General features: G+C 57.0%; 16 protein-coding genes. 5 read left to right on the top strand and 11 right to left on the bottom strand.

Annotated elements, in window-relative coordinates:
- Nucleotides 1-128: 128 nt before the first annotated feature.
- Nucleotides 129-722: a phosphoheptose isomerase gene (locus ACJJU9_RS04235; protein ID WP_048367201.1), complete on the top strand. Its 594-nt coding sequence runs from the start codon at nucleotides 129-131 to the stop codon at nucleotides 720-722.
- Complete coding sequence (locus ACJJU9_RS04230) at nucleotides 719-1,300, top strand: BON domain-containing protein (RefSeq protein WP_048367202.1); 582 nt, start codon at nucleotides 719-721, stop codon at nucleotides 1,298-1,300. The genes ACJJU9_RS04235 and ACJJU9_RS04230 overlap by 4 nt, the downstream gene beginning before the upstream one ends.
- 69 nt (nucleotides 1,301-1,369) lie before the next feature.
- Here ACJJU9_RS04230 and ACJJU9_RS04225 read toward each other — a convergent pair whose 3' ends face one another.
- The 7 genes from ACJJU9_RS04225 to rplM all read right to left on the bottom strand — a co-directional run bounded on the left by ACJJU9_RS04225 (nucleotide 1,370) and on the right by rplM (nucleotide 6,278).
- Nucleotides 1,370-1,783: a ClpXP protease specificity-enhancing factor gene (locus ACJJU9_RS04225; RefSeq protein ID WP_048367203.1), complete on the bottom strand. Its 414-nt coding sequence runs from the start codon at nucleotides 1,781-1,783 to the stop codon at nucleotides 1,370-1,372.
- A 17-nt stretch (nucleotides 1,784-1,800) separates the two neighbouring features.
- Entirely contained in the window at nucleotides 1,801-2,418 is a 618-nt protein-coding gene (locus ACJJU9_RS04220) for a glutathione S-transferase N-terminal domain-containing protein (RefSeq protein WP_048389907.1), read from the bottom strand.
- 185 nt (nucleotides 2,419-2,603) lie between these two features.
- On the bottom strand, nucleotides 2,604-3,383 hold the full coding sequence (locus ACJJU9_RS04215; protein ID WP_048367205.1) for a cytochrome c1: 780 nt from the start codon (nucleotides 3,381-3,383) through the stop codon (nucleotides 2,604-2,606).
- Nucleotides 3,383-4,594, bottom strand: coding sequence for a cytochrome bc complex cytochrome b subunit (locus tag ACJJU9_RS04210; protein WP_048367207.1), 1,212 nt, complete (start codon nucleotides 4,592-4,594; stop codon nucleotides 3,383-3,385). Before ACJJU9_RS04210 ends, ACJJU9_RS04215 begins: the two co-directional genes overlap by 1 nt.
- Nucleotides 4,594-5,187, bottom strand: coding sequence for a ubiquinol-cytochrome c reductase iron-sulfur subunit (gene petA / locus ACJJU9_RS04205; RefSeq protein ID WP_048389909.1), 594 nt, complete (start codon nucleotides 5,185-5,187; stop codon nucleotides 4,594-4,596). Before petA ends, ACJJU9_RS04210 begins: the two co-directional genes overlap by 1 nt.
- A gap of 255 nt (nucleotides 5,188-5,442) precedes the next feature.
- A complete protein-coding gene (gene rpsI, locus ACJJU9_RS04200) occupies nucleotides 5,443-5,835 on the bottom strand; it encodes a 30S ribosomal protein S9 (protein ID WP_048367211.1) in 393 nt (130 codons plus the stop codon).
- Nucleotides 5,836-5,849: 14 nt separating this feature from the next.
- Nucleotides 5,850-6,278 (bottom strand): 50S ribosomal protein L13, encoded by a 429-nt coding sequence (rplM, locus tag ACJJU9_RS04195; protein ID WP_019408582.1) that lies wholly within the window; start codon nucleotides 6,276-6,278, stop codon nucleotides 5,850-5,852.
- A gap of 246 nt (nucleotides 6,279-6,524) precedes the next feature.
- On the opposite strand from rplM, the gene ACJJU9_RS04190 reads away from it, so the two are divergent.
- Both ACJJU9_RS04190 and ACJJU9_RS04185 read left to right on the top strand, forming a co-directional pair.
- Nucleotides 6,525-7,565 (top strand): NADP(H)-dependent aldo-keto reductase, encoded by a 1,041-nt coding sequence (locus tag ACJJU9_RS04190; protein ID WP_048367213.1) that lies wholly within the window; start codon nucleotides 6,525-6,527, stop codon nucleotides 7,563-7,565.
- Between the two features lie 273 nt (nucleotides 7,566-7,838).
- Nucleotides 7,839-8,735 carry a GlxA family transcriptional regulator gene (locus ACJJU9_RS04185; RefSeq protein WP_407730948.1) on the top strand — a complete coding sequence of 299 codons (897 nt, stop codon included), beginning with the start codon at nucleotides 7,839-7,841 and terminating at the stop codon, nucleotides 8,733-8,735.
- Between the two features lie 84 nt (nucleotides 8,736-8,819).
- Here the strand turns inward: ACJJU9_RS04185 and zapE are convergent, their stop codons facing one another.
- The 3 genes from zapE to ACJJU9_RS04170 all read right to left on the bottom strand — a co-directional run bounded on the left by zapE (nucleotide 8,820) and on the right by ACJJU9_RS04170 (nucleotide 12,020).
- Entirely contained in the window at nucleotides 8,820-9,914 is a 1,095-nt protein-coding gene (gene zapE / locus ACJJU9_RS04180) for a cell division protein ZapE (protein WP_407730125.1), read from the bottom strand.
- A gap of 91 nt (nucleotides 9,915-10,005) precedes the next feature.
- Entirely contained in the window at nucleotides 10,006-11,361 is a 1,356-nt protein-coding gene (locus ACJJU9_RS04175) for a tryptophan--tRNA ligase (RefSeq protein ID WP_048367217.1), read from the bottom strand.
- Between the two features lie 23 nt (nucleotides 11,362-11,384).
- Nucleotides 11,385-12,020 (bottom strand): alpha/beta hydrolase, encoded by a 636-nt coding sequence (locus tag ACJJU9_RS04170; RefSeq protein WP_153333216.1) that lies wholly within the window; start codon nucleotides 12,018-12,020, stop codon nucleotides 11,385-11,387.
- Between the two features lie 139 nt (nucleotides 12,021-12,159).
- Between ACJJU9_RS04170 and ACJJU9_RS04165 the strand changes: the two genes are divergently transcribed.
- Entirely contained in the window at nucleotides 12,160-12,594 is a 435-nt protein-coding gene (locus ACJJU9_RS04165) for a YhcB family protein (RefSeq protein WP_048367220.1), read from the top strand.
- A gap of 108 nt (nucleotides 12,595-12,702) precedes the next feature.
- Here the strand turns inward: ACJJU9_RS04165 and ACJJU9_RS04160 are convergent, their stop codons facing one another.
- Nucleotides 12,703-13,419 carry an OmpA family protein gene (locus ACJJU9_RS04160; protein WP_048367221.1) on the bottom strand — a complete coding sequence of 239 codons (717 nt, stop codon included), beginning with the start codon at nucleotides 13,417-13,419 and terminating at the stop codon, nucleotides 12,703-12,705.
- Nucleotides 13,420-13,476 lie beyond the last annotated feature (57 nt).

The following is a 13,476-nucleotide window of genomic DNA, read 5'->3' as shown; positions in this document are numbered from 1 at the left end:
GGGCCGATTTCAGCACCCTTTTTAAAACGATTTTGCTTTGCTTTGCGGGCTGCACATTTTTGTGCCGGGAAGTCACTCAGGAACACCTGAATCACGCCCGACCAGCCGCCCTAATTAAGGTCACATAGATGGACATGCAATCCCGGATTCGCCAGCTTTTTCAGGCCAGTATCGACACCAAGCAGCAGGCGATGGCGGTACTTGCTCCGCACATCGAGCTTGCCAGCCAAGTGATGGTCAACGCCCTGCTCAACGAAGGCAAAATGCTCTCGTGCGGCAACGGCGGTTCAGCCGGTGACGCCCAGCACTTCTCGTCCGAGCTGCTCAACCGCTTTGAGCGCGAGCGCCCAAGCTTGCCTGCCATTGCATTGACCACTGACAGCTCGACGATCACCTCGATCGCCAACGACTACACCTTCAACGAGGTTTTTTCCAAGCAGATCCGCGCCCTCGGCCAACCCGGCGACGTACTGCTGGCGATCTCCACGAGCGGCAACTCGGCCAACATCATTCAGGCCATTCAAGCGGCACATGATCGCGAAATGATCGTGGTCGCCCTGACCGGCCGTGACGGCGGCGGCATGGCCTCGCTGTTGCTGCCTGAGGACGTGGAAATCCGCGTTCCGTCCACTGTCACCGCACGTATTCAAGAAGTCCACCTGCTGGCGATCCACTGCCTGTGCGATCTGATCGACAGCCAACTGTTTGGGAGTGAAGAATGACTTTTAAGCGCCTTAGCCTCGTGGCATTGACGCTGTGCCTCGGCCTGACCGCGGGTTGCAGTTCAGTACTGACCGCTACCCGTGACACACCGATTGAAGACGACCGTGGCACCCGCACGTTCGGCAGCAAAATCGATGATTCGCTGATTGAAACCAAAGTGGCCGTCAACGTCGCCAAGGCCAACCCGGACCTGGATAACGGCTCGCACATCGTGGTCACCAGCTACAACGGTATCGTGCTGCTGGCCGGCCAGACCCCACGCGCCGACCTCAAGGCCCAGGCTGAACAAGCCGCTGCGGCTGTGCAGCGGGTTAAAAAGGTCAACAACGAACTGCAAGTCATGGCGCCCTCCTCGATTCTGGCGCGCAACAACGATGCCTGGCTGACCACCAAGATCAAAACCCAAATGCTGACTGACAACGCCATTCCGGGCTCGCGCATCAAAGTCGTGACCGAGAACGGCATTGTTTACATGCTCGGCCTGGTCACCCAGCAAGAAGCTGCCCGCGCTACCAACCTGGTGCAAGGCGTGTCCGGCGTGCAGAAGATCGTCAAACTCTTTGAGTACATCGACTGATTGCGCGAGCTCCTACAGGATGGGACAACGACCCATAAAAAAGGCGACCTCTGCAGGTCGCCTTTTTTGTTACTTCACCACTTTGAGGCTTGGCCGTCCGCTAGGGCGCGGCGGCTCGGGATCTGGCGGCGAGCAGTCGTCGTCCGGCTCAATCTCGTCATCCTCGTCAAACGCTTCTTCAAGATCAAACATCATGCCCTGGCCGTTTTCCCGGGCGTAAATGCCCAGAATGGCAGCTGCCGGCACGTACAACGTGTGTGGCACACCTCCAAAACGCCCGTCAAAGCTGACCGCTTCGTTGTCCATGTGCAGGTTACGCACGGCGCTCGGGGATACGTTCAGGACAATCTGTCCATCACTGGCAAAACCCTGCGGCACTTGCACCTTCGGGTAGTCCGATTTAACCAGCAAGTGCGGAGTGCAATCGTTATCCACAATCCACTCATAGAGCGCACGCACCAGATAAGGTCGACTTGAATTCATCAAGGGCTCCTAAAGCCTTAGCGCATGTCGCGTTCGACACCAGACAAGCTTGCCTGGAAAGCCTCACGCGCAAACTGGCGCTCCATATAGTCAAGCAGCGGCTTGGCAGGCCGCGGCAACTCAATACCCAAAACAGGCAGGCGCCAGAGTATCGGTAATAGACAGCAATCGACCAGACTTTGCTCGTCACTGAGGAAAAAAGGTTTGTCTGCAAATAATGCCGACACACCTGTCAGGCTCTCGCGCAATTCTTTGCGCGCCTGCACACGTGCCGGCTCTTTGGTGCGTGAATCGAGGATCAAGTCGACCAGATTGCACCAGTCACGCTGAATCCGGTGCATCAGCAGACGGCTGTTGGCCCGCGCTACCGGGTACACCGGCAACAACGGCGGATGCGGGTAACGCTCATCCAGGTATTCCATTACGACAGTCGATTCCCACAACGCCAGGTCGCGGTCGACCAGGGTTGGCAGGCTGCCATACGGGTTCACTTCGATCAGTTTTGGCGGATGACGACCCGCCACCACACTGATGATCTCGGCGCTGACACCTTTCTCGGCGAGCACAATGCGTACTCGGTGGGAATAGTGGTCGGCGGGGTCGGAGTAACAGGCCAACCGATTGGTCACGCCCATGGCGGTCCTCCTCGCTTGTTGAAATTATCAGGAGCGGAAAAACGAACGCGCCCAAGAAATGCCTCCCATAACAGCAGAACCGCGAAAGCGGGCCAAGGCGGCCCCGCTTTCGCTGCGTCCTGCACTGTTACCTTTTTAGAGACACCCTTGGGCGCGCACGATTAACAGCAATGCATGTAACGGTATCAGTGCACATCCTTCCAGTATTCGCGCTTGAGCAAATAAGCGAAGACGAAGAAGAAGGCCAGATAGAGCAGTACGTACGTACCAATGCGCTGATGCTCCAGCTTCACCGGGTTAGCCGAATAGGCCAGGAAGGTCACAAGGTTCTTGATCTTCTCGTCGAACTGCTCTTCAGTCAGCGTGCCGGTCTTGGGCAACACTGTCAGCTGGTCGCACGCTTCATGTGTCAAAGGCGTGCCGGTGAGCGGATCATACTGCTTCTTGCCGTCTTCGACGATCTGTACTTGCTTGCAACCGATAACTTGACGCCCTTGCAGCGGTGCAAGCACGTTCGGCATACCCACATTCGGGAAGACCGTATTGTTCACACCCCAAGGGCGCGACGGGTCTTCATAGAACGAACGCAGGTAGCTGTAGAGCCAGTCTGTACCACGCACGCGAGCCACCAGGGTCAAGTCGGGCGGAGCCGCGCCAAACCACGCCTTGGCGTCTTCTGGCTGCATGCCGATGTTCATGTGGTCGCCAATTTTGGCGCCGGTGAACACCAGATTCTTGAGCATGACATCGTGAGGGATCCCCAGATCGTCAGCCACCCGCTCGTAACGCTGAAACTTGGCGCTGTGACAGCCCATGCAATAGTTGGCAAAGGTACGCGCGCCATCTTGCAACGCGGCCTTGTCAGAAACATCGATGTCAACCTTGTCCAGCTGCACGCCCTGTTCGGACGCAAAGGACAGCACCGGCATCATCGCGAGCATTAATACGGCAAATAACTTTTTCATCAGCCAGTCACCCTTTCCGGAACCGGTTTGGTCTTCTCAAGCCGGGTGTAGAACGGCATCAAAATGAAGTAGGCGAAGTACAGGAACGTACACACCTGCGACAACAACGTGCGCTCCGGGGTCGGCGACAACACACCCAACACACCCAGAATCACGAACGAGATGCAGAACACCCACAGCCAGATCTTGCTCATCCAGCCTTTGTAGCGCATGGATTTAACAGGGCTGCGGTCCAGCCAGGGCAACACAAACAGCACCGCAATCGCAGCGCCCATGGCGATCACGCCCATGAGCTTGTCCGGGATGGCCCGCAAGATCGCGTAGAACGGCGTGAAGTACCAGACAGGGGCAATATGCTCCGGTGTCTTGAAGGCGTTAGCTTGCTCAAAGTTCGGCTTTTCGAGGAAGTAGCCGCCCATTTCAGGGAAGAAGAACACAATCGAACAGAAGATAAACAAGAACACCACTACGCCGACAATGTCTTTCACGGTGTAGTACGGATGGAATGGAATGCCGTCCAGCGGGATGCCGTTCTCGTCCTTATACTTCTTGATATCAATGCCGTCAGGGTTGTTCGAACCCACTTCATGCAGCGCCAGAATGTGCAGCACCACCAACCCCAAAATCACGATGGGCAGCGCGACAACGTGCAGCGCGAAGAAGCGGTTCAGGGTAATGCCGGAGATCAGGTAGTCACCACGGATCCATTGCGTCAGGTCATTACCGATCACCGGGATCGCGCCAAACAGCGAGATGATCACCTGGGCGCCCCAGTAGGACATTTGCCCCCATGGCAGCAAATAGCCCATGAACGCTTCTGCCATCAGGGCCAGATAAATCATCATGCCGAACAGCCAGACCAGTTCGCGCGGCTTCTGATAAGAGCCGTAGAGCAAGCCACGGAACATGTGCAGATACACCACGATAAAGAACGCCGACGCACCGGTGGAGTGCAGCAGGCGCAGAATCGAGCCGTATTCGACGTCACGCATGATGTATTCGACTGAGGCAAACGCGTCCTCTGCCGTTGGCGTGTAACTCATGGTCAGCCACACGCCAGTAACGATCTGGTTGACCAGCACCAGCAAGGCGAGGGAGCCAAAGAAGTAGAGGAAGTTGAAGTTCTTCGGTGCGTAGTACTTGCTGAGGTGGTCTTCCCACATTTTGGTGGCCGGGAAGCGAGCATCAATCCAATCCATGAACTTGCTCATTACGCGGTCTCCCCATCAAGGCCAACGACAATAACGTTGTCCGACTCATAGTAATAAGGCGGCACAGGCAGGTTTAGCGGGGCAGGCTGAGCCTTGTAGACACGACCCGCCAGGTCATAGTGCGAACCGTGACACGGGCAGAAATACCCTCCCACCCAATCCTTGCCAAGGTCGGCAGGGGCCACTTCAGGACGAAAAGTAGGCGAGCAACCCAAGTGGGTGCAGATGCCGATCAGCAGCAGGATTTCGGGCTTGATCGAGCGTAATTCGGGGTTTACGTAGGTCGGCTGATCTGACTGCTTGGAGTCTGGATCCGCAAGCCGATCATCAATTTTCTTCAGATTGGCCAGAATTTCTTCTGTTCGGCGGACGATGAACACTGGCTGACCACGCCATTCTGCAACCATTTGCTGGCCCGGCTCGACCTTGGCGATATTGACCTTTACCGGCGCACCAGCGGCCTTGGCCTTGGCACTGGGGAACCACGACCCCACGAACGGGACCGCCGCCCCCACCGCTCCTGCAGCACCCACCACGGATGTGGCTGCCACGAGGAAGCGACGCCGACCGACATTAACGTCGACTTTGCTCATTCCGTCCTCTCCCATCAGCTTTGCGGCCTGTTAAATCAGGCATCTAGTAAGTAGCAAACTAATCTTTATAAAAATTTTGCCGAATGGTAATGAAAAGACCCCACTAAAACAAGGTAATTACCGGGAGGGACAGGCTGCAGCCCTTGCAGCGCAGGCAGTTGGCGGATGTGGCACGTTGTCACAGCAACTTTTTCGCGGCCATAAAAAAAGCCCAGCTCCGTGAGGAGGCTGGGCTTTTTTGAACGAAGCTGCGAATTAACGCTTCGAGTACTGCGGACGCTTACGCGCTTTACGCAGACCGACTTTCTTACGTTCAACTTCACGAGCATCGCGAGTTACGTAGCCTGCTTTACGCAGAGCGCTACGCAGAGTCTCGTCGTAGTCCATCAGAGCGCGAGTGATACCGTGGCGGATTGCGCCAGCTTGACCACTTACACCGCCACCGAGAACGGTAACGTAGATGTCGAATTTCTCAACAGTCTCGGTCAGTTCCAGCGGCTGACGAACTACCATGCGGGCAGTTTCGCGGCCGAAGAAGTTTTCCAGGGAGCGGTTGTTGATGGAGATGTTGCCAGTACCCGGACGCAGGAAAACGCGTGCGGTTGCAGTCTTACGACGGCCAGTGCCGTAGTTTTGAGTCGCCGACATAATGAACTATTCCGTTAAAACTTCAGTTCTTGGGGCTGCTGAGCAGTATGAGGGTGAGCAGCGCCCGCATAGACTTTCAGCTTACGGTACATGTCGCGACCCAGTGGGTTTTTAGGCAGCATGCCTTTAACCGCGGTCTCGATCACGCGCTCAGGAGCTTTGGCGATCAGCTTTTCGAAGTTGATCGACTTAATCCCGCCCGGGAAACCGGAGTGAGAGTAGTACATCTTGTCAGAGGTCTTAGCACCAGTAACACGAATCTGCTCGGCATTGATAACAACGATGTAGTCACCGGTGTCAACGTGCGGAGTGAATTCAGGCTTGTGCTTACCACGCAGACGGCTCGCGATCTCGGTGGCCAGACGACCCAGGGTCTGACCAGCAGCGTCGACGACAAACCAGTCGCGCTTTACTGTTTCTGGTTTAGCAGTAAAAGTTTTCATTCTTTATAGCCTCAGGGGCCGCCCTGTAAATTAGACGGCGGATCTTACTGAATAGTGCGTACTTTGACAAGTCAAAGGCAGCCGGGTACAGACGCTATCGGGGGCTCGGGTCAGCGCGTCCGTTCAACGGCAAGATTCTTCGGCAGGCGGCGCATCACTTCCACTGCAGAAAGAGGTCGACGATTATCCAGATTGCGCAAAAAATTACAACCTGCTTTTATGATTCTTTCCCCGAAGGAGTGACCGATGGACTACCGCCAGCTAGGCCGCAGCAACCTCAACGTGAGTGCCATTGCCCTCGGCACCATGACCTGGGGTGAGCAAAACACCCAAGATGAAGCCTTTGAGCAAATCGAGTACGCGAAAAACGCCGGCATCAACTTCCTCGACACCGCCGAGATGTACCCGGTCCCGCCCAAAGCCGAGACCTACGCCACCACCGAGCGCTACATCGGCAACTGGTTCAAGGCCCGTGGCGACCGTGCCGACTGGGTACTGGCCAGCAAAATTGCCGGGCCGGGCAACACCATCGACTACATCCGTGATGGCAACCTGAAACACAACCGCGCCCACATCGTGCAAGCGCTGGACGCCAGCCTCAAGCGCCTGCAAACCGACTGGATCGACCTGTACCAGTTGCACTGGCCCGAGCGCAGCACCAACTTCTTCGGCCAACTGGGCTACACGCACAAGGCCGACGAAGACTTCACCCCGCTGGAGGACACCCTCGAAGCCCTCGACGAACAAGTCAAAGCCGGCAAAATCCGCCACATCGGCCTGTCCAACGAAACCCCGTGGGCGACCATGAAGTTTCTGCAATTGGCCGAGAGCCGTGGCTGGCCACGCGCGGTGTCGATCCAGAACCCCTACAACCTGCTCAACCGCAGCTTTGAAGTGGGCCTGGCGGAAATCGCCATCCGCGAACAGTGCGGGCTGCTCGCCTACTCGCCGCTGGCGTTTGGCATGCTGACCGGCAAGTACAACGGCGGCGCCCGCCCGGCAAAAGGCCGCCTGAGCCTTTACAGCCGCTTCTCGCGCTACTCCAACCCGCAATCGGTTGCCGCCAGCGAGCGCTACGTCGCACTGGCTCGCGAACACGGGCTGGATCCGGCACAAATGGCCTTGGCGTACGTCACCCAACAACCGTTCGTGACCAGCAACATCATTGGCGCCACCACTATGGAGCAACTGAAAAGCAACATTGCCAGCGCCGATCTGAAGCTCTCGGATGAAGTGCTCGCAGGCATTGAAGCCATTCACAAAGAGCAACCAAACCCGGCGCCTTAACCCAATCCCCCTGTAGGAGCGAGCTTGCCTCGCGATCTTTTAAAGATCAAAAGATCGCGAGGCAAGCTCGCTCCTACACAGCGGTTTAACTCCCCCTCCCCTAGACACACAGGAAAAAACATAAGACGATCCAGCCGTAAGTTGACCAATTTCACCTATAAGAATAATCAAACCATGTCTACTCAACTCTCCACGCCCTTGCGGCGCGTCAGCGTTTTGGCCACGGATCAGGTGTTCGCTTCTACCCTGATGCAAGCCAAGGATTTCTTTCACCTGGCCAGCCTGCGCCACGGTAAACAATTGGGCCAAGGCTTCAACGCCAGCTTTGAAACCCGTCTTGTCAGCCCCGACAGTCTGCCCGTAGGCAGTTTCAGCAATGTGTTGCTGCCCGTCGATGGCGGCCTGGATGACGCCGATATCATCATCCTCCCCGCCTTTTGGGGCGACTTTGACACCCTGTGCCAACGCTACCCGCAAGTCATGCCATGGCTGCGCGAGCAACATGCACGCGGCGCCGTGTTGTGCGCAGCGGCCACCGGGGTGTTCTGGCTGGCAGAGGTCGGCTTGCTCGACGGTAAGGAAGCCACGACGTACTGGCGTTTTTTCAACACCTTTGCCGAACGCTTCCCACAGGTGCACCTCAATCAGGACAAGCACCTCACCGACGCCGACAACCTGTATTGCGCGGGCGGCCCTACCTCGGCCTGTGACCTGTACATCTATTTGATTGAGCGTTTCTGCGGCGCGAATATCGCCCAGGCCGTGGCCCGCGACATTCTGTATGAAGTGCAACGCAACTACTCACCGGGGCGCATTGGCTTCGGCGGGCAAAAGCTGCATCAAGACGTGATTATTTTGCAGATTCAGCACTGGCTCGAAGAGCACTTCGCCGACAAGTTTCGTTTCGAAGACGTGGCCCGTGAACACGGCATGAGCATCCGCAATTTCATGCGCCGCTTCCAGATCGCAACGGGGGACAAACCCCTGCACTACCTGCAGCGCTTGCGCATCGAAACCGCCAAGGGCTTGCTGTCTGCCACCCGCAAAAGCATCAAAACCATCAGCTACGACGTGGGCTATGACGACGCCAGCTTCTTTGCGAGGCTGTTTCGCCAGCACACCGAACTGTCGCCCAACCAGTATCGGCAGCAGTTTCAGCAAGCGGCGTAATTAGGGCAGACAATCTGTAGGAGCGAGCTTGCTCGCGATCTTTTGATTTTTTAAAAGACCAAAAGATCGCGAAACAGCGCTCAACTAAGGCTTGTGCGCCCGTGTCAGGTATTCGTGGGATTGCATTTCGAGCAAGCGGCTCAAGGTACGCTGGAACTCGAAGCTCAAACGACCGCCGGTGTAGAGGTCTTTGAGCTCGACTTCAGCCGAGATGATCAGCTTGACGCCACGGTCGTAGAACTCGTCGACCATGTTGATAAAACGACGCGCGATGTCGTCGGTTTTAACGTCCATTTGCTCAACACCGCTGAGGATCACGGCGTTGAAGATCTTGCCCAGCTCAATGTAGTCGTTTTGGCTGCGCGGGCCATCGCACAGCTCGCGGAAATCAAACCAGGCCACATCATCACAGGTACGCAACGCACGAATGGTGCGGTTCTCGATGACCAGGTCATCGTTCTCGACCGCCCGCGTGGAGTTGTGCGTCAACGCTTTGAAGCTCTCGCGCAGGCACGCCTCCGAGGCCTCATTGAGCGGGAAGTGATACAGCTCGGCTTGCTCCAGATGGCGCAAGCGGTAATCGACACCGCTGTCGACGTTGACGATATCGGTGTTCTGCTTGATCAGCGCGATGGCCGGCAAGAAGCGGGCACGCTGCAGGCCGTCCTTGTACAGACCGTCCGGGACGATGTTGGAGGTCGCCACCAGGGTCACGCCGTTCTTGAACAGCTCTTCCATCAGGGTGCCGAGAATCATGGCGTCGGTAATGTCCGACACAAAGAATTCGTCGAAACAGATCACCCGCGCTTCATCGGCAAAGCGCTTGGCAATGATGGTCAGCGGGTTTTTCTCGCCATTGAGAGTGCGCATTTCTTCGTGCACACGCTTCATGAAGCGGTGAAAGTGCGTACGCACCTTCTGCTTGAACGGCAGGGCATCAAAGAACGTATCGACCAGGTAAGTCTTGCCCCGGCCCACACCGCCCCAAAAATACAGGCCTTTGACCGGCGTGATTTCTTTTTTGCCAAACAGCTTGCCCAGCAGGCCAGGCTTGCTCTGCGAAGACGCGACCAAGTCGTCATAGAGACGCTGCAGGTGACGCACAGCGTTTTCCTGCGCGGCATCGTGGAAGAAGTCCGGGCGTTTCAGATCAGCTTGATATCGTTCTAGAGGCGTCATAATTCGCTAGCTGGGCAACAAAAACGGGCCGACACTTTAGCGACGGCCCGGGGGAATGGCAATCAAACCTGGGACGAAACGTCGCAGTTTGTCAGTCTTGCGCAGGCACCAAGGCCAGGCGCAACGCTTCGATTGCCGCATCACGTGCTGCGTCATCGGCAAATGCCGGGCTGTCGGCAACACTTGCACCGTCCAGCCAAACGCTGAAACTCAAACCGTCAGCGCGAACATCCAGCGCTTCACCCGATTGCAACTGCTTGGTCACCTGCCCCGCCGTTTTGCCATCAGCGAAGCTGCGCGACAGCAGCAATTGCTCGCCATCAGCGCTCAACAGACGGAAACGGAAGCTGCCGTCTTCATCGCGGAAGCTGACAAAGCGCGGGCCTTTGGCGGCCTTCTTTTTGCTTGCCGCAGTGGTTTGCGCAGCGTTCTCAAACGAACGCAGGCCCACGGCTTCGCGCAGCTCATCCAAAAACGGCGTTGCGATGGCACGGGCTTTTTGCGCGCCGGTCTTAAGAATGTCTTCCATGTCTGCAGGGCGCGACATCAGGTCGTGGTAACGCTCGCGCGCTTCGCCCAATTCGGCGTCCAGCAGCTTGAACAGACGGTCTTTCGCCTCACCCCAGCCCAAACCCTGCAACAGCTCGCTGCGGAACTCAGCCGACTGCTCAGGCGTCGAGAACGCCTGGTACAAGGTGAACAAGTGCGAGTTGTCCGGATCTTTGGCTTCGCCCGGCGCACGGGAGTCGGTCACGATCCGCGAGATCGCGCTTTTCATGTCTTTGGCGCTGGTGAACAACGGAATGGTGTTGTCGTAGCTTTTCGACATCTTGCGACCGTCAAGGCCTGGCAAGGTTGCCACGCTTTCTTCAATCAATGCCTCAGGCATGGCGAAGAACTCTTTGCCATTGCCGAACAAGTGGTTGAAACGCTGACCGATATCACGGGCCATTTCAACGTGCTGGATCTGGTCACGACCCACCGGCACCTTGTGCGCGTTAAACATCAAGATGTCCGCAGCCATCAGCACCGGGTAGCTGTACAAGCCCATGGTGATGCCCGCATCCGGGTCTTCACCGTTTTCCAGGTTCTTGTCCACCGACGCTTTGTACGCATGCGCCCGGTTGAGCAGGCCCTTGGCCGCCACACAGGTCAGAAACCACGCCAGTTGCGGGATTTCCGGGATGTCAGACTGGCGATAGAACGTCACACGCTCAACATCCAGACCGCCCGCCAGCCAAGTGGCTGCGATTTCCTGACGCGAACGCTGAATGCGCTGCGGGTCATCACATTTGATCAGGGCGTGATAATCGGCCAAAAAGTAAAACGAGTCGGCGTTGCTGTCACGGCTGGCAAGGATTGCCGGGCGGATAGCACCGGCATAATTGCCCAGGTGCGGCGTGCCGGTGGTAGTGATACCGGTGAGGATACGAGTACGAGTGGTCATGGGTAATCGCTTATCAGGCTGTATCAATTCAAAAGGCGTGGCGCTACCAACTCTTTGAGTTCGGGCAGCTTGCCGTGAAAAAAGTGTCCGCATTCTGCCACTTTCAGCAGCTCATGGGGGCGTGAGAGGTCTTTTGACCAGTCATAAACCAGTTGCGGATCAATCACTTCGTCGGTTTCAGGCTGGATAACCGTGATCGGGCAGGTCTGTGGCAGCGCATCTTCATCACGCAAACGCATCACCGCAGGCGCGACCATAAACAAGCGTGCGAGCTTCACGCCCTGCGCCTCCAGTCGTCCGCCCAGGCTGGCGGCGACAAAACCGCCGAATGAAAACCCCAGCAGGGTCAGCGGCTGATCCGGGTATTGAGCACGCAACCAACGGGCAGCCGCCAACGCATCGTCGACTTCGCCGGTGCCCATGTCGTGGCTGCCGCCACTGGCCCCTGTGCCACGGTAATTAAATCGCAACGTAACAAAACCCGCATCGCGCGCAGTGCGTTGCAGGGTCGAGACCACTTTATTCATCATCGTCCCACCCTGCACCGGGTTGGGATGGCACAGCAACGCGAGGCCGCGCGGCTCAGCAGAATCGAGGTATAAAGCTTCCAATTGGCCAACCGGGCCATCAATCACTACGGGGGTTTCGCGGGTAAGCAAGAAGGAACTCCGTGACCTCAAAGTGGGTCGACACGTCTAGCTGATAGATTCTGTCTGGCATATTTGCGAGTGCATCGCGGTATACAGCGCAGGTCCGAGCCGTTAACGTAAAGCAAAGCCGTTTATAGAGGAAGGACTCGTGGAAAGCTCGCTCTTAATTTGGTTGTTGCCGACCCTGGCTCTGGTTGCCGGTGTCGTCATTGGTTTTCTGGTCGCCCGTCTGCTGCCGAACGCCGCGCCTAATCGCACGCAGCGTCAGCTGGACGATATCCAGGAACGTTTTGATAACTATCAAGGTGAGGTCGTTACCCACTTCAACACCACTGCCAATCTGGTGAAGAAACTCACCCAGAGCTACCAGGAAGTACAAGATCACCTCGCCGAGGGTGCCAACAGCTTGGCCCTGGACGAGCAAACACGCCAACGTCTGCTGGCTGCCCTGCACTCTGAAGCCCCACAACCGCACCGCGAGCGCCTGACCCCGCCGCACAGTTCCGAGCCGCCAAAGGACTACGCGCCAAAAAGCCCGAACGCCCCCGGCATGCTCGATGAGCACTACGGCCTGAAAAAGTAATTCATCCGGCCAGACGCTCAACAAAAAGCCCCGCGATCAGCAATGATCGCGGGGCTTTTTTAGTGGGCGCTGGAGTCACTCCCCAGGGTTGTGACTCCACCTGCCACGTTACGGGTACTGTTGAACCTGACCCTGCTGCTGGTAGTTCATGCCCGGAATCGGCATCAGCGTAATTTGAACACGGCGGTTCTGAGCACGGCCGTCCGGGGTGGCGTTGCTGGCAATCGGGTCTGCCGGGCCTTTACCGATCACCGACAGGTACTGACCGCTCACGCCCTGCGACGTCAGATACGTTGCAACGCTTTGCGCACGCTGTTGCGACAACTGCTGGTTGAAAGCGTTGTTACCGGTGCTGTCGGTGTAGCCCACGATCTGGATCTGCTGCTGGTTGTTCAACTGCTTCAGCGAATTGGCGAGGCTGTTAAGCGGCTGATAGAAGCTTGGCGCAATGTTCGCAGAGCTGGTGGCAAAAGTAATGTTGCCCGGCATCACCAGGGTAATGTTGTCGCCCTGGCGCTGCACTTCAACGCCGGTGTTGGCCATGCTGGCGCGCAGTGCGGCTTCTTGCTTGTCGGCGTAATAGCCATAACCCGCAGCCCCCAGACCCGCCACTGCAGCGCCAATCAATGCGCCCTTACCACGGTTGTTGTGGTCAATGGCAGCACCGGCAACAGCACCGGCCAAGGCACCCAGACCACCGTACTTGGCGGTGTTGCTCATGCCCGACGAGGCCTGGCCCTGGTTGTCGTAAGGGTTAGGAGAGGCGCAGCCGGCCAACAAGGCAATCGCACTTGCAGCAACAATCAAACGACGCGAAATAAACATGGTGAAGCTCCTACTTAATCTTTCTGGGTCAAAGGCCGCTGGCAGTAGACCTCTGTG

It is taken from the genome of Pseudomonas helleri, assembly GCF_045830615.1.
GTDB classification, from domain to species: domain Bacteria; phylum Pseudomonadota; class Gammaproteobacteria; order Pseudomonadales; family Pseudomonadaceae; genus Aquipseudomonas; species Aquipseudomonas helleri.
The sequence above is the reverse complement of the archived record's forward strand: the minus strand, read 5'-3'. Positions and strand labels throughout refer to the sequence as shown.